The 23774-nt window shown below is 37.5% G+C and carries 25 protein-coding genes; 11 read left to right on the top strand and 14 right to left on the bottom strand.

From position 1 onward, the window contains the following. The first annotated feature begins 8 nt into the window (after window positions 1-8). The 6 genes from ABXT71_RS00125 to ABXT71_RS00100 all read left to right on the top strand — a co-directional run bounded on the left by ABXT71_RS00125 (window position 9) and on the right by ABXT71_RS00100 (window position 4761). Window positions 9-1997, top strand: coding sequence for an OmpA family protein (locus ABXT71_RS00125; protein WP_415371782.1), 1989 nt, complete (start codon window positions 9-11; stop codon window positions 1995-1997). Between the two features lie 96 nt (window positions 1998-2093). Beyond that, on the top strand, window positions 2094-2612 hold the full coding sequence (idi, locus tag ABXT71_RS00120) for an isopentenyl-diphosphate Delta-isomerase (protein ID WP_415371781.1): 519 nt from the start codon (window positions 2094-2096) through the stop codon (window positions 2610-2612). After that, complete coding sequence (locus ABXT71_RS00115) at window positions 2609-3016, top strand: 6-pyruvoyl trahydropterin synthase family protein (RefSeq protein ID WP_415371780.1); 408 nt, start codon at window positions 2609-2611, stop codon at window positions 3014-3016. The genes idi and ABXT71_RS00115 overlap by 4 nt, the downstream gene beginning before the upstream one ends. Then, on the top strand, window positions 2979-3479 hold the full coding sequence (locus ABXT71_RS00110; RefSeq protein WP_415371779.1) for a peroxiredoxin: 501 nt from the start codon (window positions 2979-2981) through the stop codon (window positions 3477-3479). The genes ABXT71_RS00115 and ABXT71_RS00110 overlap by 38 nt, the downstream gene beginning before the upstream one ends. After that, window positions 3472-4446 carry a type I phosphomannose isomerase catalytic subunit gene (locus tag ABXT71_RS00105; RefSeq protein ID WP_415371778.1) on the top strand — a complete coding sequence of 325 codons (975 nt, stop codon included), beginning with the start codon at window positions 3472-3474 and terminating at the stop codon, window positions 4444-4446. Before ABXT71_RS00110 ends, ABXT71_RS00105 begins: the two co-directional genes overlap by 8 nt. Window positions 4447-4494: 48 nt before the next feature. Next, window positions 4495-4761, top strand: coding sequence for a hypothetical protein (locus ABXT71_RS00100; RefSeq protein WP_415371777.1), 267 nt, complete (start codon window positions 4495-4497; stop codon window positions 4759-4761). A 69-nt stretch (window positions 4762-4830) separates the two neighbouring features. Here ABXT71_RS00100 and ABXT71_RS00095 read toward each other — a convergent pair whose 3' ends face one another. From ABXT71_RS00095 to ABXT71_RS00085, 3 genes are all read right to left on the bottom strand, one after another. Continuing rightward, window positions 4831-5550, bottom strand: coding sequence for a DUF4369 domain-containing protein (locus ABXT71_RS00095; protein WP_415371776.1), 720 nt, complete (start codon window positions 5548-5550; stop codon window positions 4831-4833). 165 nt (window positions 5551-5715) lie between these two features. Then, complete coding sequence (locus tag ABXT71_RS00090) at window positions 5716-7077, bottom strand: DUF819 domain-containing protein (protein WP_415371775.1); 1362 nt, start codon at window positions 7075-7077, stop codon at window positions 5716-5718. Between the two features lie 46 nt (window positions 7078-7123). Then, window positions 7124-8059 (bottom strand): alpha/beta hydrolase family protein, encoded by a 936-nt coding sequence (locus ABXT71_RS00085; protein ID WP_415371774.1) that lies wholly within the window; start codon window positions 8057-8059, stop codon window positions 7124-7126. A gap of 136 nt (window positions 8060-8195) precedes the next feature. Here ABXT71_RS00085 and ABXT71_RS00080 point away from each other — a divergent pair, with 136 nt between their 5' ends. After that, window positions 8196-8972: a S1/P1 nuclease gene (locus ABXT71_RS00080; protein WP_415371773.1), complete on the top strand. Its 777-nt coding sequence runs from the start codon at window positions 8196-8198 to the stop codon at window positions 8970-8972. Between the two features lie 275 nt (window positions 8973-9247). Here the strand turns inward: ABXT71_RS00080 and ABXT71_RS00075 are convergent, their stop codons facing one another. The 7 genes from ABXT71_RS00075 to ABXT71_RS00045 all read right to left on the bottom strand — a co-directional run bounded on the left by ABXT71_RS00075 (window position 9248) and on the right by ABXT71_RS00045 (window position 16225). Beyond that, the gene (locus ABXT71_RS00075; RefSeq protein WP_415371772.1) at window positions 9248-9859 is read right to left on the bottom strand and encodes an alpha-ketoglutarate-dependent dioxygenase AlkB family protein; all 612 of its coding nucleotides are present in this window, start codon (window positions 9857-9859) and stop codon (window positions 9248-9250) included. Next, window positions 9859-10212 carry a MauE/DoxX family redox-associated membrane protein gene (locus tag ABXT71_RS00070; RefSeq protein ID WP_415371771.1) on the bottom strand — a complete coding sequence of 118 codons (354 nt, stop codon included), beginning with the start codon at window positions 10210-10212 and terminating at the stop codon, window positions 9859-9861. The genes ABXT71_RS00075 and ABXT71_RS00070 overlap by 1 nt, the downstream gene beginning before the upstream one ends. 305 nt (window positions 10213-10517) lie before the next feature. Then, window positions 10518-11333 (bottom strand): RluA family pseudouridine synthase, encoded by an 816-nt coding sequence (locus ABXT71_RS00065; protein ID WP_415371770.1) that lies wholly within the window; start codon window positions 11331-11333, stop codon window positions 10518-10520. A gap of 47 nt (window positions 11334-11380) precedes the next feature. After that, window positions 11381-12058 carry a tRNA (guanosine(37)-N1)-methyltransferase TrmD gene (gene trmD, locus ABXT71_RS00060; protein ID WP_415371769.1) on the bottom strand — a complete coding sequence of 226 codons (678 nt, stop codon included), beginning with the start codon at window positions 12056-12058 and terminating at the stop codon, window positions 11381-11383. 314 nt (window positions 12059-12372) lie between these two features. Then, window positions 12373-12822 (bottom strand): GNAT family N-acetyltransferase, encoded by a 450-nt coding sequence (locus ABXT71_RS00055; RefSeq protein WP_415371768.1) that lies wholly within the window; start codon window positions 12820-12822, stop codon window positions 12373-12375. A gap of 120 nt (window positions 12823-12942) precedes the next feature. Then, a complete protein-coding gene (locus ABXT71_RS00050) occupies window positions 12943-14391 on the bottom strand; it encodes a glyceraldehyde-3-phosphate dehydrogenase (RefSeq protein WP_415371767.1) in 1449 nt (482 codons plus the stop codon). A 442-nt stretch (window positions 14392-14833) separates the two neighbouring features. After that, window positions 14834-16225: a S1C family serine protease gene (locus tag ABXT71_RS00045; RefSeq protein ID WP_415371766.1), complete on the bottom strand. Its 1392-nt coding sequence runs from the start codon at window positions 16223-16225 to the stop codon at window positions 14834-14836. Between the two features lie 137 nt (window positions 16226-16362). Here ABXT71_RS00045 and dapF point away from each other — a divergent pair, with 137 nt between their 5' ends. From dapF to ABXT71_RS00025, 4 genes are all read left to right on the top strand, one after another. Beyond that, window positions 16363-17139, top strand: coding sequence for a diaminopimelate epimerase (dapF, locus tag ABXT71_RS00040; protein ID WP_415371765.1), 777 nt, complete (start codon window positions 16363-16365; stop codon window positions 17137-17139). Then, window positions 17127-17657, top strand: a complete 531-nt coding sequence (locus ABXT71_RS00035) for a GNAT family N-acetyltransferase (RefSeq protein WP_415371764.1) — start codon at window positions 17127-17129, stop codon at window positions 17655-17657. The genes dapF and ABXT71_RS00035 overlap by 13 nt, the downstream gene beginning before the upstream one ends. After that, window positions 17658-18701: an endolytic transglycosylase MltG gene (gene mltG / locus ABXT71_RS00030; RefSeq protein ID WP_415371763.1), complete on the top strand. Its 1044-nt coding sequence runs from the start codon at window positions 17658-17660 to the stop codon at window positions 18699-18701. A 216-nt stretch (window positions 18702-18917) separates the two neighbouring features. Beyond that, entirely contained in the window at window positions 18918-19574 is a 657-nt protein-coding gene (locus tag ABXT71_RS00025; RefSeq protein WP_415371762.1) for a peptidoglycan-binding protein LysM, read from the top strand. A 15-nt stretch (window positions 19575-19589) separates the two neighbouring features. On the opposite strand, the gene ABXT71_RS00020 is transcribed toward ABXT71_RS00025, so the two are convergent. Genes ABXT71_RS00020 through dnaA form a run of 4 tightly spaced genes read right to left on the bottom strand, consistent with a single transcriptional unit; the run spans window position 19590 to window position 23674 of the window. Next, window positions 19590-20306 (bottom strand): SAM-dependent methyltransferase, encoded by a 717-nt coding sequence (locus ABXT71_RS00020; protein ID WP_415371761.1) that lies wholly within the window; start codon window positions 20304-20306, stop codon window positions 19590-19592. Between the two features lie 6 nt (window positions 20307-20312). After that, window positions 20313-21689, bottom strand: a complete 1377-nt coding sequence (locus tag ABXT71_RS00015; protein WP_415371760.1) for a PQQ-dependent sugar dehydrogenase — start codon at window positions 21687-21689, stop codon at window positions 20313-20315. Window positions 21690-21731: 42 nt separating this feature from the next. Continuing rightward, complete coding sequence (locus tag ABXT71_RS00010; protein WP_415371759.1) at window positions 21732-22190, bottom strand: low molecular weight protein-tyrosine-phosphatase; 459 nt, start codon at window positions 22188-22190, stop codon at window positions 21732-21734. Window positions 22191-22243: 53 nt separating this feature from the next. Beyond that, window positions 22244-23674, bottom strand: coding sequence for a chromosomal replication initiator protein DnaA (dnaA, locus tag ABXT71_RS00005; protein WP_415371758.1), 1431 nt, complete (start codon window positions 23672-23674; stop codon window positions 22244-22246). Window positions 23675-23774: the final 100 nt, after the last annotated feature.

Genomic DNA, 23774 nt, shown 5'->3' with positions numbered 1-23774 from the left:
ATACAACAATGCTAAAAAAACCTCACAATTTTTTACTTTTTACATTACTAACTTTGTTAATTACAAGTGTTAGTTTTTCACAAGAAAATCTAATTGGAAAAGCGGACAAAGAGTTTGATAAACTCGCATATATGGATGCGCGCGAAATCTATCTTAAAGTAATAAAAGATGGCTACGAATCTGCAGAAATATATCAAAGACTAGGGGATACCTACTATTGGAATAGTGACTATGAGAATGCCGCTAAGTGGTATTCTTTGTTGATAGAAAAGTTTCAAGGCGAAGCAAGAGCTATCCATTACCTAAGAGCAGCTCAAAGTTATAAGGGTATTGATAAAGCGCAGTCTCATCAGTTTATGATTGTTTATTCGGAGATGACTGGAGATAGCCTTTATGATCAGAATTTTAAGGAGAATAAAGATGGAGACTATCTTAGTGCGATTGCCTTTGCTTCGAAGAAATATGAGCTAGAAAAAACAGCGATCAATACTGAAACTTCAGATTTTGGAGCAGCATACTATATGGATAAGCTTGTTTTTGCATCTGATAATGGAACAACAGGAGATAAAATTTATCCTTGGACAGAACAACCTTACCTAGATTTGTTTATGGCAGATCGCGGTGAGAATGGTCGTTTAACAAACAAACAGAACTTAAAAGGTAACATTAATACTGAATATCATGAATCTTCTGCCGTTTTTACGAAAGACGGAAGCACTATTTATTTTACTAGAAATAACTTAATAAAAGGTAAAACAGGAAAAGACAAAGGAAAGACGGTTCGATTAAAGCTGTATACAGCTACTAAATCCGCAGGAGGTGTTTGGGGTAATGCAGTAGAGTTGCCATTTAACCGTGCAGAATATTCTACAGCACATCCCGCCTTAAGTTTAGATGAGAAAAGACTTTATTTTTCTAGCGATATACCTGGCCCTAACGCCATGGGAATGTCAGATTTATATTACGTAACACTCTTAGGTGAAAATACTTATAGTACCCCTGTTAATCTTGGTCCAAAAGTAAATACTGCATCCAGAGAGTCGTTCCCTTTTATTAGTGTTCAAGGTAATTTATACTTTGCAACAGACGGAAGACTAGGCTATGGAGGTTATGATATTTACAGTGGTACCATAGATGAAAATAGCAAGATGGGTACTATTCAAAATGTAGGTATCCCAGCAAATAGTGAGCGTGATGACTTTGCGCTAATTATCAATGAAGATGATCAAGAAGGATATCTATCGTCTAATAGAGATGGTGATACGGGTAGTACGAATGACGATATTTATCATATACAACTCAAGTTTTGTGAAGTAGAAATGACTGGTGTCGTAGTTGACGATAAAACGGGGGCTTTACTACCGAGGGCCTTAGTTGTGTTAATAGATACAGATAATAATAAACGACTAGTAGAAACAATAGCAGATAAGGATGCTGTATTTTCTTTCCCAGCTACAGAGTGTGAAAAACAATATTTAGTGCGTGCAACTCTCGACGGCTATTTACCTTATGAACAGATTGTACTAACAACTAGTAAGATTATCAAATTAAAATTAAACATACCACTTACTGCTAAAGATCCTTGCGAGACAGGGGATTTAGGATGTAAATTGTTTTTGGAACCTATTTATTTTGATTTTGATAAATCTAATATCAGACCTGATGCAGAAATAGAGTTGGCTAAAATACTAGCCGCTTTGACTTTATATCCAAAACTAGATATTCATATTGAGTCTCATACAGATACAAGAGGTAAAAAATCTTACAATGAAGCGCTTTCTGAGCGTCGAGCACAATCAACTTTACAATGGTTGGTAAAGAAAGGTGTTTCTATTGATAGATTGACCGCTCAAGGGTATGGAGAATCTGTGTTAAGAATTAAATGCTCTAATGACGTGAAGTGCACAGAAGAAGAACATCAATTAAATCGAAGATCTATGTTTATAATACAAGATAACATTCCAGGTATTGACAATAGTCAAAGCCAAGGAGAATAATACAAAAACAAATTATTTAATAGAGCGCTTCATTTATGATGCGCTCTTTTTATTTATACTAGTTTGAGATTTTGTATTTTTGATAAAAATATATAAATGAAAGAAGAGCAAGTAATTCTTGTGAATGAAAGAGATGAACAAGTTGGGCTAATGCCTAAGTTGGAAGCTCATGAAAAGGCCTTACTCCACCGTGCGTTCTCGGTATTTGTTTTTAATGATAAAGGGGAGCTAATGCTTCAGCAACGGGCGCTACATAAATATCATTCTCCCGGATTATGGACTAATACTTGCTGCTCGCACCAGCGTGAAGGTGAGTCTAATCTTGATGCCGGATTACGTCGTTTGCAAGAAGAGATGGGATTTACGACGCCGCTTAAAGAGACCACATGGTTTATTTATAAAGCTCCATTTGATAACGGCTTAACAGAACATGAGCTGGATCATATTCTTGTCGGAAATTTTAATGATTCACCTGCTATTAATGAAGACGAAGTAGCTGCCTGGAAATGGATGTTGCTCGAAGAAGTGAAAAGTGATATTACAAAGAACCCTGATATATACACCGAATGGTTCAAAATTATTTTTGAAAAATTTTATAATCATCTTACCCTATGAGTTTAACCGTTTACAGAAAAGCACACTTTAATGCTGCACATCGTTTGTTTAGAGAAGATTGGTCAGATGCCAAGAACTCTCAAATTTTCGGCAAATGTAGTAACCCAAATTACCATGGTCACAATTATGAACTAGAAGTCGGGATCACCGGAGATATAGATGCTGAAACCGGATTTTTAATAGATCTCAAGATTTTAAAAGATGTGATCTATGAGGAAGTAGAAATTCCTTTTGATCATAAGAACTTAAATGTCGAGGTTGAAGCATTTAAAAATATAAATCCAACAGTAGAGAATATTGCCATCGAAATATATAATAGACTTACAAGTCGCTTAGACAATCGTTATAAGGTGACTGTAAAACTTTATGAAACACCGCGTAACTTTGTGGTATATACAGGATAGTATGAGTATTGAAAAAGGAAGCAAATTGCCATTAATTAAATTGAACGACAAAGATGGCAATCCGTTTGATAGTTCTATAGACATTGTCAATCAACCAAGCGTAATTTATTTTTACCCGAAAAATTTCACACCGGGTTGTACCGCAGAGGCTTGTAGTTTTAGAGATGCCTATGAAGATTTTATAGCGCACGGGGTAAAGGTGATTGGGATTAGTTCAGATTCTGAGAGCTCGCATCAAAAATTTGCCAAAAGATTTAACCTTCCTTTTACCTTACTAGCCGATGAAAACAAAGAGGTTAGAAAAAGCTTTGATGTACAAGGAAAATTAATGGGCTTGCTCCCGGGGAGAGAAACATTTGTCTTTGATGCAAATGGAATTCTGGTTTTTAAATTTGACGGGATGAGCGCAGGTCCTCATATCACAAAAGCACTCGAGATTATACAATCCTTTGATAATGGTTGATATTTCACTCTATCCTTTAAAGTTTACACCTATTCTCAAAGAGAAAATTTGGGGAGGTTCTAAATTAAAAGAACTTTTCAATAAAAAAGGGAAAGGTAAAATAGGGGAGAGTTGGGAGTTGTCTGGAGTAAAAGGAGAGATCTCTATTGTTTCTCATGGCAAGCTGAAAAACAAAAGCTTAGATGAGCTTATCACAACCTATGGCAGTGAGTTACTAGGAGAAAAAGTCGCGAAGCAGTATGGTGCTCAGTTTCCATTATTATTCAAATACATTGATGCTGCAGAGGATCTTTCTGTACAATTACATCCAGATGATGCGTTAGCAAAAGAGCGTCACGACAGTTTTGGTAAGACAGAAATGTGGTACATCATGCAGGCCGAAGCGGATGCTAGACTCCTCTTAGGGTTTAATGATGGCGTTGACCAAAAAAGTTATGCCCGGCATATTTCAGAAAACAACATCGTAGGTATTATTAAAGCCGAGGCTGTGACAGAAGGAGATTCATTTTTCTTGGCTCCTGGCACAGTGCACGCAATAGGCGCAGGCATCGTTTTAGCAGAGATCCAGCAAACATCGGACATTACGTACCGTATTTATGACTGGGATAGACCAGGGCTGGACGGCAATATGCGCGATTTACATACAGAAGATGCACTGGCAGCGATTAAGTTTGATGCCCCAGATGCTAGATTAAGATATATAAGAAATGAGAAGGGCGTCACAAGTATATGCGAATCGCCTTATTTTAGAACTTCAAAAATTAATTGTATTTCACAGATAGATTTAGATTATAGTAAAGTAGATAGCTTTATAGTCTATATGTGCGTGGGAGGCGATGCTACCATTAAAACGAGCAATACAGCCACTCAAATAAAGAAAGGAGAAACACTGCTTATTCCTGCTTGTTTTGATCAAATATCGATCCTTACAGAAAATGCTGAAATTCTCGAGGTTTACATTCCTTAATAGTTCGTACCTTTGCAGCTATAATTCTTAAAAGAAACGAAGACCATTATGGCAAATGTTAGAAATTTAAAAAGAGATGTAAATTATGTAATCGGTGATATTATCGAGGCAGTATACATCTGGGAACTTACTAATCCAGGAAAGGACACAAAAGAATCTCAAGCTGTTATTGACAGTGCTATCAAAGACTTTGACGAGTTGATAGTAAGAATAAATGCTAAAAAAGTAGAAGATAAAAAAGCACACTTTAAGGCAATCAACCAAGAGGTTGAAACTAAAGGAAGACAATTGATTGATAGAATCAACAGTTTATAAGCCTTTATAAAAATCTAAAAAGCCCTAAACATAACGTTTAGGGCTTTTTTAGTTGATGTATTTTTTTTACTAATTTTCCGTAGTGCTTTCTTTTCTTAGTTTGATATAACCATCAAGCTTGGCTCCGTAGCTGGACTCTTTAACTCTTTTTGTCAGCGTATTAAAAACGGTGTCTAGATATTTTATATTTCCTTCATATGGCTGGCTCAGCATTATGTAGGGCGCTATCTCACTATCATTATGGTTAAGGGCATAGTTTACTGTCGCTAGGTATTTACTTTGTTTTAACCGCACCTGTTGCTTTTCTATGGCAAGAATCAGTGAATCGTCTTCAGCAGGCGTTAAAAGACCCTGTTCAATAAATTCTAAATTTTTATCGGTGTAACGTCTGGTAATCGAATTGTATTCGTCCAGTAATTTTTGGTTTGTAGATCCTGTAATCACGGCATCTACAGCAAAGTTCTTGAGTGTTGTCTCAATATTAATAGGCGCCGCTTCTGCAAAAAACGGGAGTCTCGTGTCGAGTAACGATCCGTTTTCAAGCCTCACATATAGATAGTAAATCTCTGGACTTTCTACTTCTTTAGTAAAACTGAAATGTGAATCACCCAAAACCCGAACAGAATCTATCGTAACTAAAAGCGTGTCTTCTATTTTCTGAAGCAATAAAGTGCCTTTCTTTAAGCCTTTTACATTCCCTGTAAGGGTCATCTCGTTTTCTGAAGGACCACAAGAGGCCAGTAAAACAAAAATTAAAAGTGAACTTCCTAACAGTTTGTATATACTCATATTTCTACTTTGTTTAAAGCCTTGACAGGCGGTATTGATTTTTTTTTAAGTCCCGAGATATATTGAGAGTACTTGCTCTCGGTCTTAATCTCGAGGTTTTTTCTAGGCGGCAAAGATGTATAAAATTGCTGAACTTGAATACAGAAAATTTCAGAATAAATGAATTTATCCTGCAGCAGCTAGTTGCATTAAAAATGTACACGCTACTGCACCAATAGTTCCAATGGCGTAGCCAAATACAGCCAGTAATACACCCACAGTTGCTAACGAAGGATGAAATGCAGATGCTACAATAGGAGCAGAGGCGGCACCGCCCACATTTGCTTGACTTCCTACTGCTAGAAAGAAATAAGGCGCTTTAATTAGTTTTGCCACGAGTATAAGTAGCCCTGCGTGAATGACCATCCATACGGCACCTATAGCGATTAATCCTAAGTTGTCAAAAATGAGCATTAGGTCCATTTTCATTCCAATAGAGGCAACTAGGATGTATATAAATACACTGCCAAATTTACTAGCACCAGCACCTTCATAGGTTCTAAGTTTAGTATATGAAAGTAGAATACCAATGATAGTTGTAATTGAAATCATCCAAAAAAATGAAGAGCCCAAAAATGTAAATAGGTTACGTGTGAGCCCAGGTTCAAGCCCGTTGATAAATTCTGTAAAAAACCCACTCATGTATCCTGCACCAAAATGTGCAAAACCAACGGTGCCAAAAGCAATAGCCGCTAATATCATTAAATCGGTCAATGACGGATTGCGCTCCTTCTCAAGCGCGTAGTTCGATACTTTTTCTTTAAGAGCTTCAATAGCTGAAGTGTCTGCACCAAGCCACTTATCGATTTTGGCAGATTTACCTATACCTATTAAAATAATGGCCATCCAGATATTTGCAATGACAATATCTACAAATACCATCCCGCCATAAATTTTTTGATTATAATGATATACTTCAAGCATTGCGGTCTGATTTGCACCACCACCAATCCAACTACCAGATAAGGTAGATAACCCACGCCAAACGTCATTAAATTCCCCTGCTACGGCCGCTGGAAGTTCTGGTGTTGCTAATGTTTCTGGTGAAAAATAACCTATCAATAGTATGGCAATAGGTCCGCCAATAATAATCCCAACGGTTCCTGTTAAGAACATAATAAGTGCTTTAGGCCCTAAGTTAAATACGGCTCTTAAATCAATACTTAAAGTCATTAAAACTAATGCTGCGGGCAGTAAATAGCGACTGGCTATATAATAAAGACTAGAGCCACCTTCTGTAACTACACCTGTGTCACTTACAGAATTCCATTCGGGGGCGATAATCCCAAAAGTAGTAAAAAGAGCAGGGATTAAATAGGCCATAAACAAGGCAGGAACCACGCTATAAAAAACTTTCCAGAAGCCTTTCTTCTTAGACGAAGTGTAAAAGATGAGACCTAATGAAACCATTAAGATTCCGAAAACTATGGTGTCATTTGTGAAAAATGGAGAGGTGTCTTTGATTGCTTCGGCTACTGTTTCTTGCATAACGGTTAATTTTTATGCAAAATACACTTTTATGGTTTAAATGGTATTAATTCTTGCTGATGAAAGCGATGATCGCATTGGGCAATTGTGACATAATCGGTCTGCCAGGTTCATTATAAGATTTTTGATTATCCATCCCCACTTCTGTAATCTCTCTAAATATGTGATTCATATTCTCGATGAGTAATAGTGATGCATCTCTTTGAGCATTTTGCAACATCTTTGCTTCATCTTCATCTACTTGAATATCATTTGTACCGTTTATTATCAATACCGGAATCTCTAATCCAGAAATAAGTGTTTGTGGCTTATGTTGCATCCAACTTGCGATAAAGGGTTGGATATCAGTTCTAAATATAGAGGCTAAACCTGGACTGTAGTTTTCAGACTTTCCCGTCACTCGTATATCATTAAAAGCCTCGATAGCATTCTCTCTTAAGGTAGGCGCTTGCTTACCTAGTTGGTCAATAATAACTTGATCTATAGATTGTCCAGGACCTGCTACAGAAATAAAGCCAGCTACGTCACTTCGGGCACTAATCGCCGCCATCCCAACAAGAGAACCTTGGCTGTGACCAATAATATAAATGTCAGAAAAATCGTCACTCTTTGCAAAGAAGTCAACGACGGCAGTCGCATCTACTATAAAATCATCAAACCTAAAATCTTTTTCACTAAAGTTAGTGCGACTTTGTAAGAGCTTCACGATGCGCTTATCATATCTAAAAGTGGCAATACCGCTATTTGATAATGTTTCTGCAAGCTGCTTATAAGCGTTGTTCTTCATCATCATCTGGTTGCCATTTCTATCTGTAGGGCCACTACCTGCAATGATAATTGCCAATGGGGGCTTTACTTCATTTTGAGGAACTAGAAGCGTCCCATCTATATATGGAGAGACTTTTAGATCTCTAGACGTGTACTCTTGTGCAGTGGCAAGGCCAAAATAAAGAGAACAAAAAATGATAAGAAAATATTTCATAATATGAGTATGTGTTTAAAGGTACGATATTATGTATAACGCAAAGTGCCACGATTGTGTGTAAAATTTGTGATAATATTAATTTTGATATTCCGTTTGCCAAGGACTCTCGTATATTTGTATAAACGCTACACAGATGATTTCTAGATTTACATTTTTCTTTTTATTTATAATTTCTACAACAATCTCTGCAGCACCAGATTGGGGTAAGAATGGTCACCGTGTAGTCGGTGCGATTGCTGAAGCTCATTTATCTGACAAGGCAAAACAAGCGATTTACAAATTGTTAGACGGTAAGTCACTAGCCATGGTGTCTACGTTTGCAGATGAGATACGCAGCGATGATAGATTTCGTGCTTTTGCACCTTGGCATTATGTGAGTTTTCCATTTGACGCTACCTACGAGACACATCCTAAAAGTGAAAAAGGCGATATCATTGTGGCAATAAATAAATGCATTGACATTATTAAGGACAAAAATACAACAAGAGACGATACGGAGTTTTATCTAAAAATGCTCGTCCATTTTATTGGTGATCTTCACCAGCCCTTGCACGTGGGTCTATCCGAAGACAAAGGCGGAAACAGGTTTCAGGTACAATGGTTTGATAAAGGGACTAATCTGCACTCCGTGTGGGATACAGATATTATAGAAAGTTATGAGATGTCTTACACAGAACTCGCTGCAAATAGAAAAAAATTATCAAAGGTTCAAATTGATTCTCTTAAGCAAGGGAACGCTGCTATTTGGGCAGCAGAAAGTCGCGTTCTTTGTAAAGATATTTATGAAAACACGTCACCCGGTGATAAGCTAGGATATCGCTATTCTTACGACTACCTGGAAATAACCAAAATGCAACTCCAAAAAGGAGGCATCAGACTTGCTGCAGTGCTTAATGATATTTTTGGGTAAAACGGAGTAAAAAAGATCAGAAGCAACCGATTTTAAATAGGGCGAGATTCAATCATTTTGAATTTTGCCCTATTTCGTTTGTGTCTTATCGACAACAAAGCTCATTAATAATTAGTTTTTTAGAAACCTATAAAATTTTGAGAATCTCTCTAAAGAACGATGGTGCTTTTACTCCCGGCACTAAGAATAATTTTCTGCTAAAATAGAGATTCTGTTTTTTGATAAGTGCTTGATATGTAATTAATAAGCTTCAAAAAACGCTTTTAACAAACTATTTAATATAACCGTCTAAAGGTCAGGTTAATTCTAGGCCCTACTTGCTTTTGCGTCTTTGATACTTGATGCTTATAACGAGCTTGCGTCGTGCCTCCCATACAGAGTAAGCTTCCACTTTCTAATGGAAGCTTGGCCTTAGAAGCAGTATCTTGCATATGTTTTAGGTGAAACATTCTGGTTTCTCCCAGGCTTAATGAGGCGATAAAAGGGTCGATGCCCAACTCTTTTTCATTGTCACTGTGCCATCCATTACTATCTTTCCCGTCACGATATAAATTGCATAATACGGCATTAAATTGTTCTCCTGTATAGTTTGAAATATCTTCCTTAATTTTTTCTAACGTACGCGAAAATTTTCTAGGCGTCATTACTATGCCACTATAAGAATAAGGCGTCTCATCATCACCATAAAGCGCAGTTAGTCTTGGCTGCAAATGTGTTTTGCCGAACAGTGTAATCTCATCCTCTTGCCAGACTATTTCTGAAAAAAGCGTTTGGTAAATTTCTGAAGCGTTCTGCGTATTATAAAAGTGAGGCGTGTAAGAAACCATCGCGTCTTTTAAAGGTACGATGTGTGAAATCCGTGATGTTTCAGAATCAAAAAGGTTCATTAAATCACATATTGATATGCCCAATACACAAGGGTAAATTGTAAGGGAAGCCTAAGTATAAGTGCCCATTGTGGCATTTTTAAGGATGCTCTTTTATCCTGTAACATATAGATATGAACTGGTATGAAAAGGATAAGTATAGCTATTATGCCCCAAGCTGCAATGGTTTGCGTTTCTGGTTTGAGTAGCATAAAACCGAGTACCATTTCTGCAACGCCACTGAGCATATTAAGCATTTTATGCGAAGGCAAGTATGTCGGAATAATCCGCTCGTAAATTTTTGGAGTTCTAAAGTGGTTTGCTCCGGCTAGTATGAATATAAGTCCGAAAATATATTGGTGCCAAGGTAACATTAAATAGAGTAGTTTGTTTGATTGTACATTTTTTATCGCCACGAATGGCAGCCAGCGAAACGCTTGGTTATAATTGAAAATGTAGCTTTGTTAATAGTATTATTTAAAAAAGTAAAGGTAACAAAATCTCAGGCAAAAATCCTCTATGTAAAGTTGCTCACAAAATAAAGTGTTTCTTAATTCCTTTAATAGCAAGGTTGCTTTCTATTCCTGCGAGAATCAAGAGTATTCGGTATTTGATATTTCAGAAATATTGACAAATACTATGTACTTATTTTAGTCCTGCTTTAAAAAAGAGAGGTGCGTTAAATTTCAGGAAAAAGAGCGGCTATTTTTTTAGAAATGGGAGCGGTAATAGAAATGACATCTTGCATAATAGGATGTTTAAATTCTAGAAAGGTCGCTTGAAGATATAGTCCGTTTCCTCTGCCTTGATTTTCAGGAATGCCATAGGCTTTCTCGCCAAAAATAGGATGGCCAATGTGTGCCATATGTTTTCTCAATTGATGACGCCTGCCAGTATGTGGAGTAAGCTCAACAAGGTTTAAGGCATCATACTTTTTAGACGGAATGGTTTGTAGAACCTTGAAGCTAGAAAGGGAAGGCTTTCCATCAATGGGTTCATCAATCTTGCCTTCGGTAGCTTGGTGTCCAATGGTAACTGCGAGATATTTTTTAGTAATGTTTCTTTCTTCAAACAAAAGGTGCAATGCTTGTAATGTTTCTGAAGCCTTGCTAATCAACAAACAACCACTTGTGGGGTAGTCTAAACGGTGGGCGGGGAGTGGTCTTTCTAAGGCGTCTTTTTGAATGCTCTTTTTTAATAAGGACGGTAAGGCATTCTCGATGGTGTATTTTTTGTTTCCGCTTACCTCGACGCCTGCGGGTTTATTAATGATGGCCAGATAGTCGTCTTCAAATAGGATGTCTATCGGGATGTGGATGCTTGGTTTTTTTGAAACTGATTCGTCTTTGTGAATTGTAATCACATCTCCTTCAGTGACAAAATCTGCGGTAAAGGCTTTGGAGTTATTTAGCTTTACTAGACCCGTTTTGATTGCCTTTTTAAAAGATTTACGAGAAGTAATGGTATGAAAGGTCCCTGCAGAAATATCTGACATCCGAACCTTCGGGCTGCCTTTTAGGACGATATGAGTTTCTATTAATTTCAATCTTCCAGCAAGTCTGGTCGTAGTTCCTCTGTACGTTTATACGCTTGTTCTTCACGCCACTTGTCTATATTCTCATTGTGACCACTCAATAAAATATCTGGAACTTTCCATCCTTTATATTCTGATGGACGCGTGTAAATAGGAGGAGCGAGGAGGTCGTCTTGAAAACTATCTGTCAGTGCGCTGGTCTCATTGCCAAGTACGCCCGGTAATAAGCGAATTACTGCATCACATACAATGGCTGCTGCGAGTTCGCCACCGCTTAATACAAAATCACCTACAGAGATTTCACGTGTGATAAATTGGTCACGTACCCGTTGATCCACTCCTTTATAATGCCCGCATAAAAGGATGATATTTTCTTTGCAGGAAAGTTGGTTTGCAATCCCTTGATTTAATGTTTCCCCATCTGGAGTCATATAAATTACTTCATCATAATCACGTTCTGCTTTTAGCTTAGAAATACACTTGTCAATAGGCTCAATCATCATCACCATACCAGCACCACCACCAAACTGGTAATCGTCTATCTGATTGTAATTGTTCGTGGAAAAATCACGTAAGTTATGCATATGTACTTCTACCAAGCCTTTCTCGATAGCACGTTTTAAAATACTCGCCTCAAATGGACTTCTTAATAGTTCTGGTAATACTGTGATAATGTCTATACGCATGATGAAGAGGTTTCTTAGTGCAAAAATAGGACTTGATCCACAATTTATGAGGTTTGATGCACGATTTTTTTCTGAACCTCCTGAAGCTTTGGTACAGAATGATAGAGATCTTTTTGAATAATTGGGAAGCCTCAAAACAATTGGAATCCATTAGCAAGCACAATATATAGTATTCCTGCTGTCATTCTGAACTCGATTTGTACTGAATTTGATACAGTATTCAGAAACTTAGTTACCCGAGCCAAGTGTTATTTATATTTCTTATTCCTAACTCCTTAGCCCTTTAAATTTTGCGATTTATTTTATTGTGATTTTCACGCCTCAGGGGTTGCCCATACATAATGAAATACTTCTGTATCTTTTTTCCATCCTAGCTTTTCATACAGGTGTTGTGCTGGATTATCAAAAGCTGTTTCTAGCATAATTCCTTTTGAGTTTTGGGTGTTACCAAAGGCTTGGGCTTTTAATAACAATGCTTTGCCTACGCCTTGTCCTCTCGCTTTTTCTGCAACAAATAAATCATTTAATAGATAATCTCGTTTCATAGAGACGGAAGAAAAGTTAGGATACAGTTGCGTAAAACCTAGGGCTTTATTTTCAGTATCTAAAGCTATAAAAATAGTAGATTCTTGCTTGTCAAAACGAGCTTTTAGAAAGGCTTCGGCGCCCTCAAGATCAGAGGGTTTTTTATAGAACTGGCGATATCCATCAAAAAGGGGTGCTAGTTGTTCTAAATGTGATGCGGTTGCTTTGATTACTTTCATGAGGGTTTTATGTTTTCAGAATGTAAATTACAATAGTTTATAGAAAATAAAAACTCGCCCAAACCTAAATGGTCAGCGCGAGTTTTAAATCTTTAAAATTTCCGCCCTAAGGCAAGACTACTAGTAGTATGTATACCTTCTTACTTTACTAATGTGTTTTGCAAGGCGCATTACCTGATGGCTATATCCGTATTCATTATCATACCATACATAGATCACGCAGTTTTTACCATCTTTAGTGACAATGGTTGCATTGCTGTCAAAAATAGAGGGAGCAGAAGAACCAACGATGTCGCTAGATACAAGCTCATTATTTAATGAATATTGAATCTGCTCTACGAGATCACCTTCTAGTGCATACTTTTTAATGGTGGTATTAAGTGCGTCAACAGAAGTCGTGCGCTCTAGTTCTAGCTTTAAAATAGCGAGCGATCCATTAGGGACAGGAACACGTATTGCGTTTGAGGTTAACTTCCCTTCAAAGCTAGGTAATGCTTTTGAAACGGCACTACCAGCACCTGTTTCTGTAATTACCATGTTTAATGCAGCTGCTCTCCCACGACGGTGTTTACTGTGCATATTATCTACCAAGTTCTGGTCATTTGTATATGCGTGAATCGTTTCTAAATGCCCTTGCACTACACCAAAACTATCTTCCATTGCTTTCAAGACAGGAGTAATTGCGTTTGTGGTACAAGATGCCGCAGAAAAGATATCTATCTCATCGGGGTTATTCTCTAAGTGATTTACACCATGTACTATATTTGGGATTCCTTTTGCTGGCGCAGTTAATAAAACTTTGCTAGCGCCATTAGGTATTAAATGTCTAGATAGCGCCTCTTTATCTCTAAAGGCCCCAGTGTTGTCTATGATAAGCGCATCACTAATACTGTATGCTGTGTAGTCAATCTCTTCTGGTCCATTTGCCGATATCATATGAACCGTTGTCCCATTAATAATCAAGGCACTTTTCTCTTCGTCAATACATACGGTCCCAGAAAAATCACCGTGAACAGAATCGTACTTTAATAAGGAGGCTCTTTTCTCTAATACGGTTTTATTTATTGCTCCTCTTGTCACGATAGCTCTTAAACGCATCTGGCTTCCTTTACCGGTGCGCGTCATTAACTCTCTTGCTAATAAGCGCCCTATACGTCCAAAGCCATATAGTACCACATCTTTAGGTGCGATATCTTTATACTGTTTTGCATCTGCTAGTTTTGACGAAACAAATGCCGCAGCATCTGGATACTCGTTATCCTCTTTATGATACTCGTAGGTAAGTTTACCAATGTCAAGTTTAGAAGGTGGAAGGTCAAGCATTTTGATCGCTTGTGCAATTTCTACAGAATCAAAAATAGAAATAGGCTTCTGTACAAACTCCCCTGCATACTCGTGAAGATTGAGGATTTCACTCACATTACGGTCAATGAGTTGGTTGCGGAAAAGCACTAACTCGATAGATTTATCATACCAAAGATCACTTATGATATTAATAAATTCTACAGTAGCCTTCCGGCGATCTGTTTGAAAAGACAGTTCTTTTTCATAAACGTCATCAAAGCTCATAATAAGTTTAATTTTAGGGTTTTCGGTTAGGAAAAACGGGTTAAAAATTTTTTGCAAAAATACTTAATTGTAATGGTTTGGGTATCGTTTTGTTCTGAAATATGCTAGACGTGGTTTCTGGGATATCTAATTGGTATTTTAGTTTTGAATAGGAGAAGGAAATTGAAATCGAAATGGAAGATGAAGATAAGGAAGAATAGGACGATGGCTTGACGCTTCACTAAAAGATTAGACGATAGATTCAATATTCAGGATCCTTCTTAAAATCGATGAGCGTGCTTAAACTCTCTGTATACCTGACCGCTCAAGGCGGGTCTTTGAATCGAGCAAAATTAGAAATTACAATCTATTTATTAATATTCGATTTCAAAACAAAACCCCCATCGCATAATAGAGTGGGGGTTTACAGTTATTTAAAATTCAAACTTGTTACGTATCTTTTCTATCTGAAAATATATGAATGTATTTCTCCTTTTTTGTTTACAAAGGTGACTTTTAGTGCATCTTCATATCTGCGAGACGCTATAACACGTTTTGCGTCGTCTATGTTTTTAATTGGGATATCATCTATTAAGGTGATAATGTCTCCTTCTATTTTATAACGCTTGGTCGCTTCTGTCATTGCGCGACTTATCTCTACACCATAGTTAATACCTCTGGCGTCCAGAATAGACTGTGCTACATTTTTTACCTCAATCCCGATATCTGGAATCTCTAGGGTTTCAAGTTTTACTAGGGTAACAGGTATGTTTTTTTGATTTCCGTTACGTAATACTTGTACGTCCACTATATCATTGGGACGTTTAGAACCTAGGTATCCAACTAAGTCTGAAAACTTGCCAATTTTAATACCATCCACATTCTGGATAATATCTCCAGATCTGATACCTCCTTTTTCTGCGCCACTCCCTTTTTCTACATCTGCTACATACACGCCTTCTGTGATGTCAATACCACTGGCTTGTGCCGCCGCATTATTTAAAGCTGAGATCCCTAAAATTCCTCTTTGAACATCACCAAACTCCATAATATCTTGGATTACCTTAAGGGCATTATTAGAGGGTACTGCAAAAGAGTAGCCTACATAAGAACCTGTTTCACTTGAGATGGCAGTGTTGATTCCAACTAGCTCTCCTTTAGTATTTACCAAAGCGCCGCCACTATTACCGCGATTTACAGCGGCATCTGTTTGGATAAAAGACTGCGTGTCTCGATCGCCGGCAAGGTCACGTGCTTTTGCACTCACGATTCCTGCTGTTACTGTAGAGGTTAGATTGAAGGGATTCCCGACAGCAAGCACCCATTCCCCAATTTTCACATTATTTGAATCTGCAAATGTCACAAATGGAAAATCTGTTTCACTATCCATAATACGAAGCAAGGCAATATCTGTTTTTGGATCTGTACCTATTAGTTCTGCTTCGTATGTTTTATTGTTATTAAGGGTAACGGTAAGTTCGCTAGCATTTGCAATTACGTGGTTATTGGTGACAATGTAGCCGTCAGGCGAAATAATCACACCGCTTCCTGTACCGAGCATCGCTCTCGATTCTCCACCTCCGTTCATATAATCCATTATATTTTTAGGTTGAGAATTAATACTTTTGTTTTTAACGTGAACCACTGCATTCACTGTTTTTTCTGCTGCTTCGGTAAAGTCGATGCCAGTTGCAATGGCATTGGTGCTCTCATACGTTGTTGGAATAAATGTTGGGTTTTCTTCTAGAACAGAAAATGTTGCCTCCGTCTGTTTATTTTCTAGCATTTTATAGCCTCCTAGAGATATCACTCCGGCGGTTATTGCTACTACAATTAATTGCATTGTCTTTTTCATACGCTGTTCTTTTCTAATAGTTCCTATCATATAACAATTATAAGACGCAGATTATTATGCGTCATTTCAAAAATTAACAACCATTAACATCTTATAATAGATTTAGAACTCTGTGCGTTTTTATACCTTTGCATATAATGAAATATCCATTCTATAAATATCAGGGAACAGGAAACGACTTTGTCATCATTGATAATCGCAGCCAATATTTTCCAAAAAAAGACACTAAATTAATCGCGCTTATGTGTGATCGTAAATTTGGAGTTGGGGCAGATGGATTGATTCTTTTAGAGAATCACCCATCGCTAGATTTTGAAATGTTGTACTATAACGCAGATGGTAACGAGAGTAGTATGTGCGGCAATGGTGGGCGATGCATTGTAGATTTTGCTAAGCAATTAGGTGTTATTGAAAGCGTAACAGCATTTCAAGCAATAGATGGTCTCCATAAAGCATCTTTCAACCTGGAGGGAGTTTCTTTAAAAATGGCAGATGTTGATACCGTGAGTGTTTCGGAAAAATATGCGTTTTTAGATACAGGATCACCACATCACGTGCAATTGGTGAATCACCTAGAGGAGTTTGATGTTTTTGAGCAAGGAAAGATTATAAGGCATGAGATCTATGGCGAAGAAGGAGCGAATGTGAATTTTGTAGAACAGCTGTCTGGAGATGTTTACAGTGTTAGGACCTATGAGCGTGGCGTAGAAAATGAAACATTGTCTTGTGGTACAGGGGTAACGGCTGTGGCGATTGCTTTGCATAAAATGGGATTATTAGGGGAGTACAAAGTAAACTTGAGAACACTAGGAGGTACGCTCAAGGTTAAATTTGATGCTGATGATACGGGATATAGTAATGTGTATCTAGAAGGCCCAGCGACACTAGTATATAAAGGAGTATGGGAGCAATAAACTTACAAGGTGAAAATATCGCCCTTAGAGCGCTGGAGCCAGAAGATCTTGAGTTCTTATTCTCGGTTGAGAATGACACTGCTGGATGGGAACTAAGCAACACACAAGCCCCTTTTTCAAAACATATATTAAAGCAATATCTAGCGAACGCCCATCAAGATATTTATGAAGCTAAGCAATTGCGTTTAGTAATTACACATAAAACAGATAAAAAATTAGTCGGGTTTATTGACTTGTTTGAGTTTGACCCAAAAAACAGACGCGCAGGAGTAGGGCTTATGTTGGTAGCAAACGAACGTAATAAGGGCTTTGGTAAAGAAGCCTTGCAGTTGCTATGCGAGTATGCAATAGCTGCTTTTGACTTACATCAATTGTTTGCTAATATAACATCAGATAATCTGGCTAGTATTGCTTTGTTTGAAAAGCAAGGATTTAGTAGGATAGGGAATAAGAAAGATTGGAATATTTCTAAAGGAAACTATAAAGACGAATTATTATATCAATACATCAAAGGATAAATGTATATCAAAAAGATTTTAGTAGCCATTGCGCTCATCGGTCTTGTCGTTATGGCGGGATTTTCATACTACGTTTACAATAACGTTTTTACGCCCAATACAGCGTTTAATAATGCTGAAGCACATGTGTATATCCCCTCGGGAGCATCCTTTGCATATGTTGTTGAAGAAGTGCGCCCTTTACTAGATGACGTTTACACCTTTATTGCTGTGGCAGATAGAAAGCAATATAGCAGTAATATCAAGTCTGGACATTTTGTTATTAAGAAAGGGATGAACAATAATGATATCATTAATAGTATCCGTTCTGGAAATACACCCATAGATATTAAATTTAACAATCAAGAACGATTAGCGACCCTTGCAGGTCACCTCTCTCGACAGATGGAGTTAGATAGCATCGCTTTTATTACAGCAATGAGTGATCCGGCATTCTTTAAAAAGAGTGGATTTACTCAAGATACTGCGCTCGCTATGTATATTCCAAACACTTATGAGATCTATTGGAATACCTCGGCAGAAGACTTTAGGGATAAAATGTATGCACAATACCAACGATTCTGGAATACCGATAGATTAGCCAAGGCAGCAAAACTTAATATGACGCCTCAAGAGGTTATGTCGCTTGCCTCTATCGTACAAAAAGAGACTGCAAAAATTGAGGAGCGCCCTACAGTGGCGGCCTTGTACTTAAATAGATTGAGACTTAGAATGTTGCTACAGGCGGATCCAACGGTGATCTATGCAAAAAAACGCAGCGAGAATAATTACGACCAAGTGATTAAGCGGGTTTTATATAAAGACCTGGAAATAGATTCTAAGTATAATACCTATAAATATGCTGGTGTACCACCTGGGCCTATTGCGATGCCAGACGTTTCTTCTATCGATGCGGTACTTGCTAACGAGCGTCATGATTATCTTTACATGGTGGCAGATGTGACGAACTTTGGTTATCACAAGTTCGCAAAATCACTTTCAGAACACAACCGGAATAAGGTTGCCTACGTGAACTGGATTAACAAAAATGGTGTAAATCGCTAGTTTTATTCGTGCTTCGTAAACTTTAAGTTGTTGAAAACCTGTTCATTACTATCTTCCTGTCTTTTCTGTTGTGTACTAAGAAAGTGCTATTTTTACTGTGAGAAATAGCTTTAAATACTTTTTAAAAATTTATCATAAATTTTTTGTCATTTAATTAAAAATAAGTAATTTTGCGCTCCGAAAATAAGGAGTAATAACTCTTTGAATTTCAGAAAAATGAAGAAAAAAGTTAACACATTAGTATTCTTTGCATTATTAATATTGATGGTAAAATCTGGTTACTCACTTTCGAGCTCCATAGATTTTTCTAAATATAAATTTAATTCTGCTTCTTCAGATTTGGATTATACAGTTCCTAACGAAGATGAGGTGATTGCTTATACGATAGCACCCGTTTCTTTTTCTATCTATCTTGAAAAAGGATTTATTGGTTTTAAGGAGGCGCTAGGGTTTAAAGAGTCTCAAGGAAGGTATGGAGTGGTTAATCAATTTGGCTATATGGGAAAATACCAATTTGGTAAAGGAACTTTGGCGATGATAGGTATTAATAACTCAAAAAATTTCTTAAAGGACTCAGAGTTACAAGAAGCTGCCTTTAAGGCAAATACTTCTCGTAACAAATGGATTTTACGTAAAGACATTAAAAGAAGCACAGGTTTATACATTAATGGCATTAGAGTAACCGAGAGTGGAATTCTAGCAGCTGCACACCTTGCAGGGGCAGGGAATGTAAAAAAGTACCTTCGTTCCGGTGGTAGTACTCAGTTTGCAGATGGTAACGGAGTAACAATCTGTTATTACTTAAAAAAGTTTTCAGGATATGATACTTCTTTTATACAGCCGGACAGAAAAGCAACAGTAAATATATTATAGTAAGTTTAGATTAGTTTATAGTTTTTGAATTATAAAGAGGGTAGGTCTTTTATTAAGATCTACCTTTTTTTGTTTCCATTCATTTGCTGTGAAAGTGCGTATGTACTCTGAAGGTAAAGTAATGTCGCAAGCAATGCAGATACTGCTGTTCCCGTTAAGATTACTTAAAAGGCTTTCTAGCATTTGGTTATTTCTATAGGGTGTTTCTATAAAGGCCTGTGCTTGGTCATAGTCTGCACTTAGTTTTTCTAATCTTTTTATTGCTGCTTTACGTTCTTGCTTGTCTATAGGCAGATACCCATTAAATGCAAAGTTCTGTCCATTAAAACCGCTCGCCATCATAGCAAGCAATATGGAAGATGGTCCAACTAGTGGTACTACTCTTATTCCGTTTTTATGTGCTTCTTGCACAACGAGCGCTCCCGGATCTGCAATACCCGGACAACCGGCATCAGAGATAACCCCAACATCCAGTCCTTCTAGGCAAGCGGATATCATTGAAGGGATGTCTTCATCTTTGGTAAATTTGTTGATCTCGCTAATATGCAAGTCTCCTTGATTTTTATTTGGGCTAATACTTTTAATAAATCGCCTTGCAGATTTTTCGTGTTCTACTACGTAATGGTTTATTTCTTCTACAGCCTTTTTCACTAAAAAAGGCAACACTTCCAGTGGGGGAGTGTCGCCTAATGTACAGGGAATTAAATAGAGATTTCCTTTTTCCTTTTTCATTAATTCTTACTTAATAACTAGTTTGTGGGTAAACCTATTTCCATTTTCTGAGGTAACTTCTGTAATATATAAACCAGGCGTAAGCGCAGAGATGTTTATCTCTTGGCGCAACGTGTTGGTGTTTGAATTCTCTAAAACTAAACTACCCTTAAGATCATAAATTGCAATCTGGTTTATTTTTTGTGAGTCGCTTGTAAGCGTAAGCGTATTTGTTGCAGGATTAGGGAAAAGTCTAAAGCCATTAATCTCAAATGAATCTGTAGATAGTGATAAAACAACCACATCTGTTATTTTATATATGGTGCCGTTGAAGTCACCGATATAAATCTCGCCAGTTACATCTCTACCGAACGTGGTCCAAGTGTTTCCTCCAAAAGTTCCAAATGCCTGATTTACATTGTCAGGACCAACCGCTGCTATTCTGCTATCACACAAATCTGCATAGAAGAAAAAGCCTTGTGCATCAGGGTACGTTGTCCCAGTATACACTTTACCGCCAGTAATGGAACAGCCGCTTCCTTGCGCGTATTCAAATACTGGAAAAGTGAGTGTACTGGCCGCTGGACATCCTGAGGTGTCAAAAGGACTAGATCCTTCATAACATCTCCATCCATAATTAAGATCTGCTACTGTATAGTCTACACGATCTATTTCTTCAACTGCATTCTGTCCTACATCTGCAATCCAAAGATCATTACTCGCTGGATCAAAATCATATTTAAAAGGATTTCTTAATCCTATTGCCCAGATCTCGTCTAGTCCGCTAGGGTCACCTAAGTAAGGGTTGTCTGCAGGAATTCCATAATTGTTTCCGTTAGTTGGGTTGTCAATATCTATTCTCAACATTTTACCTAGGAGTAACTGTTTGTCTTGAGCTCTGTTGCCTGGATCTCCACCGCTACCACCATCGCCAGTTCCTATGTATAATAAGCCATCTGGGCCAAAAACTAAAGAACCTCCATTATGATTTGAAAATGGTTGTGCATAATCTATAACCTCAAGCTCAGAACCTGTATCTGCCACGTCTGGGTCTCCAGATACTGTGAATCTTGAGATTTGTGAATCACCATTAAGATCTGTGTAGTTCACAAAAAAGTGTCCATTTGTAGTGTAATTTGGGTGAAATGCTAATCCTAATAGACCTTGCTCACCACCGCCAGAAACGAGTGAAGTAATGTCTAAAAAGATGCCAGATTCAGTTCCGTCACTCTCGAGTATTATGATTCTTCCTGCTTTCTCAACAACAAATAGACGATCGTCTCCTGCATTTTGAATATCAACTGGAGCACTTAAGCCAGTAGCGAAGGATTCGATTGAAATGGATTGTGCTGTACTCAAGACGGTACATGCAATAGTAGCCAGGGATAAAATTATTTTTTTCATAGCGTATTTCTTTTTCCGTAAATATAATTAAAATGCCGCTTTTTAAATGGCAAGCCTACTCACTATTTTCTCACAGGCAGTATATAGCATAGCATACACATTGTCAAAGCCTGTATCCCCTCCATAATATGGATCTGGAACATCTACAGCTTCCCCTGGAAATATTTCGTCTAGAATCATAGAGACCTTGGCCTTTTCTGTGTGACTTGTGGCTAGTTTTATAACGTCTGAGTAGTTGGTAGCATCCATCACAAAAATATGATCGTAGATTTCATAATCGTAGGTAGAGAATTGTTTCCCTCGTTGTTGGGTGATATCAATGCCGTTTTTTAATGCAACCGTAATACTTCGTTTGTCAGGTTTGTCGCCTACGTGCCAATTTCCTGTGCCAGCTGAATCAACTGCGACATTATCAGGATTGATCATAGCAGTTAGAATGCCTTCAGCCAATGGCGATCGGCAAATATTCCCTAAGCAAACCATTAATATTTTTGTTTTCATAGCCTATTTCCGAAGCAAAAAAAATCCCGCTAATAAAGCGAGATTTAAGAATTTTATAAAGTTAGTTTTTTCTGTAGGTCTTCTACATACTTTCTAAACTGTTTATCTGTGCTTGCAAGATTGTCGACGGTCTTACACGCGTGCAATACCGTAGCGTGATCTCGCTGTCCTATTTGAGAGCCAATAGAGGCTAAAGAAGCCTTTGTAAACTTCTTGGCAAAAAACATGGCCAGTTGTCTCGCTTGAACAATGTGTCGCTTTCTAGTTTTAGATTGCAGCGTATCTACATCCATCTGAAAATAATCGCTTACCACTTTTTGTATGTAATCAATAGAAACTTCACGCTTGGTGTGCTTTACATAGTTGTCAACTATCTTTTTAGCGAGCTCAATAGTGATTTCTTTTTTATTGAACGATGAGTGTGCAATCAAAGAAATAATAGCGCCTTCAAGTTCTCTTATGTTTGTCTTTATATTGTTTGCCAAAAACTCAACAATATCATCTGGCATCTCTACACCATCACGATATAATTTATTTTGAATTATAGCTACACGTGTATCATAATCTGGGTGATTAAGCTCTGCAGACAATCCCCATTTAAAACGAGATAGTAAGCGTTGCTCGATATCTATCATATCTACCGGTGCCTTGTCACTCGTAAGGATCACTTGCTTACCATTCTGATGTAAGTGATTGAAGATATGGAAGAATACGTCTTGTGTTCCAGCCTTTCCAGATAGTAACTGAATGTCATCTACAATAAGGACATCGATGATTTGATAAAAATGTATAAAATCGTTCCGGTTGTTTTTCTTTACAGACTCACTGTACTGTTGCACAAATTTTTCTGCCGAAATATAAAGTACCGTTTTCTCTGGATACTTATCTTTAATATCGACACCTATTGCGTGTGCTAAATGTGTTTTTCCTAAACCAACGCTTCCAAAAACTAAGAGCGGGTTGAATGAAGTCCCTCCAGGCTTATTTGCTACTGCAATACCTGCAGAGCGCGCTAGGCGATTAGATTCTCCTTCTAGGTAATTCTCAAAGTTGTAATTAGGATTAAGTTGTGACTCAATTTTTACATTACGGATACCAGGGATCACAAATGGATTTTTGAGTTCTGGGCTTTTGTTCTTTAATGGAACATCTACGTTTTGTGAACCTTGATTGTTGCTGCGGTTTGTGCTTGGTATCTTTTCTGTAAATGGCTGCTTATTGCCATAGGTGTTTTCCATTCTTATGTTGTACACCAATTTTGCTGAAGTTCCCAACTCCCGCGTAAGTGCAACTTTAAGAAGCTTTACATAATGCTCCTCTAAAAATTCATAGAAAAATTTACTAGGTACTTGAATGCTTAATGCATTATCCGTAAGTTTAACCGCCTTAATAGGTTCGAACCAAGTTTTGAATGCTTGAGATGTAATGTTGTCTTCGATGAAGGACAAGCAGTTTGTCCAAACTGATTCGGCAGTTTTATTCATGTTAGGTTTGAGGTTAAAGGTTGATAATTTGAAGCTAAAATTGATGAAAATGGGAGGTTTCATTTGTATATCTTAGCTATGCAAATATGTGAACAATTAA

The organism is Patiriisocius sp. Uisw_047 (assembly GCF_047730165.1).
GTDB lineage: Bacteria > Bacteroidota > Bacteroidia > Flavobacteriales > Flavobacteriaceae > Patiriisocius.
Note: the sequence above shows the minus strand (reverse complement) of the source record. Positions and strands in the feature narration are given on the sequence as shown.

Coding starts and splice junctions, on each gene's coding strand:
- ABXT71_RS00015 (WP_415371760.1), bottom strand. CDS start 21,689: ATGAAAAAAATAATTTTATCCCTGGCTACTATTGCATGTACCGTCTTG.
- ABXT71_RS00020 (WP_415371761.1), bottom strand. CDS start 20,306: ATGAAAAAGGAAAAAGGAAATCTCTATTTAATTCCCTGTACATTAGGC.
- dnaA (WP_415371758.1), bottom strand. CDS start 23,674: ATGAATAAAACTGCCGAATCAGTTTGGACAAACTGCTTGTCCTTCATC.
- ABXT71_RS00095 (WP_415371776.1), bottom strand. CDS start 5,550: ATGAGTATATACAAACTGTTAGGAAGTTCACTTTTAATTTTTGTTTTA.
- ABXT71_RS00025 (WP_415371762.1), top strand. CDS start 18,918: ATGAAGAAAAAAGTTAACACATTAGTATTCTTTGCATTATTAATATTG.
- ABXT71_RS00105 (WP_415371778.1), top strand. CDS start 3,472: ATGGTTGATATTTCACTCTATCCTTTAAAGTTTACACCTATTCTCAAA.
- idi (WP_415371781.1), top strand. CDS start 2,094: ATGAAAGAAGAGCAAGTAATTCTTGTGAATGAAAGAGATGAACAAGTT.
- ABXT71_RS00115 (WP_415371780.1), top strand. CDS start 2,609: ATGAGTTTAACCGTTTACAGAAAAGCACACTTTAATGCTGCACATCGT.
- ABXT71_RS00010 (WP_415371759.1), bottom strand. CDS start 22,190: ATGAAAACAAAAATATTAATGGTTTGCTTAGGGAATATTTGCCGATCG.
- ABXT71_RS00050 (WP_415371767.1), bottom strand. CDS start 14,391: ATGAGCTTTGATGACGTTTATGAAAAAGAACTGTCTTTTCAAACAGAT.
- ABXT71_RS00075 (WP_415371772.1), bottom strand. CDS start 9,859: ATGAACCTTTTTGATTCTGAAACATCACGGATTTCACACATCGTACCT.
- ABXT71_RS00035 (WP_415371764.1), top strand. CDS start 17,127: ATGGGAGCAATAAACTTACAAGGTGAAAATATCGCCCTTAGAGCGCTG.
- trmD (WP_415371769.1), bottom strand. CDS start 12,058: ATGCGTATAGACATTATCACAGTATTACCAGAACTATTAAGAAGTCCA.
- ABXT71_RS00070 (WP_415371771.1), bottom strand. CDS start 10,212: ATGTTACCTTGGCACCAATATATTTTCGGACTTATATTCATACTAGCC.
- mltG (WP_415371763.1), top strand. CDS start 17,658: ATGTATATCAAAAAGATTTTAGTAGCCATTGCGCTCATCGGTCTTGTC.
- ABXT71_RS00085 (WP_415371774.1), bottom strand. CDS start 8,059: ATGAAATATTTTCTTATCATTTTTTGTTCTCTTTATTTTGGCCTTGCC.
- ABXT71_RS00045 (WP_415371766.1), bottom strand. CDS start 16,225: ATGAAAAAGACAATGCAATTAATTGTAGTAGCAATAACCGCCGGAGTG.
- dapF (WP_415371765.1), top strand. CDS start 16,363: ATGAAATATCCATTCTATAAATATCAGGGAACAGGAAACGACTTTGTC.
- ABXT71_RS00125 (WP_415371782.1), top strand. CDS start 9: ATGCTAAAAAAACCTCACAATTTTTTACTTTTTACATTACTAACTTTG.
- ABXT71_RS00090 (WP_415371775.1), bottom strand. CDS start 7,077: ATGCAAGAAACAGTAGCCGAAGCAATCAAAGACACCTCTCCATTTTTC.
- ABXT71_RS00080 (WP_415371773.1), top strand. CDS start 8,196: ATGATTTCTAGATTTACATTTTTCTTTTTATTTATAATTTCTACAACA.
- ABXT71_RS00055 (WP_415371768.1), bottom strand. CDS start 12,822: ATGAAAGTAATCAAAGCAACCGCATCACATTTAGAACAACTAGCACCC.
- ABXT71_RS00100 (WP_415371777.1), top strand. CDS start 4,495: ATGGCAAATGTTAGAAATTTAAAAAGAGATGTAAATTATGTAATCGGT.
- ABXT71_RS00110 (WP_415371779.1), top strand. CDS start 2,979: ATGAAACACCGCGTAACTTTGTGGTATATACAGGATAGTATGAGTATT.
- ABXT71_RS00065 (WP_415371770.1), bottom strand. CDS start 11,333: ATGTCAGATATTTCTGCAGGGACCTTTCATACCATTACTTCTCGTAAA.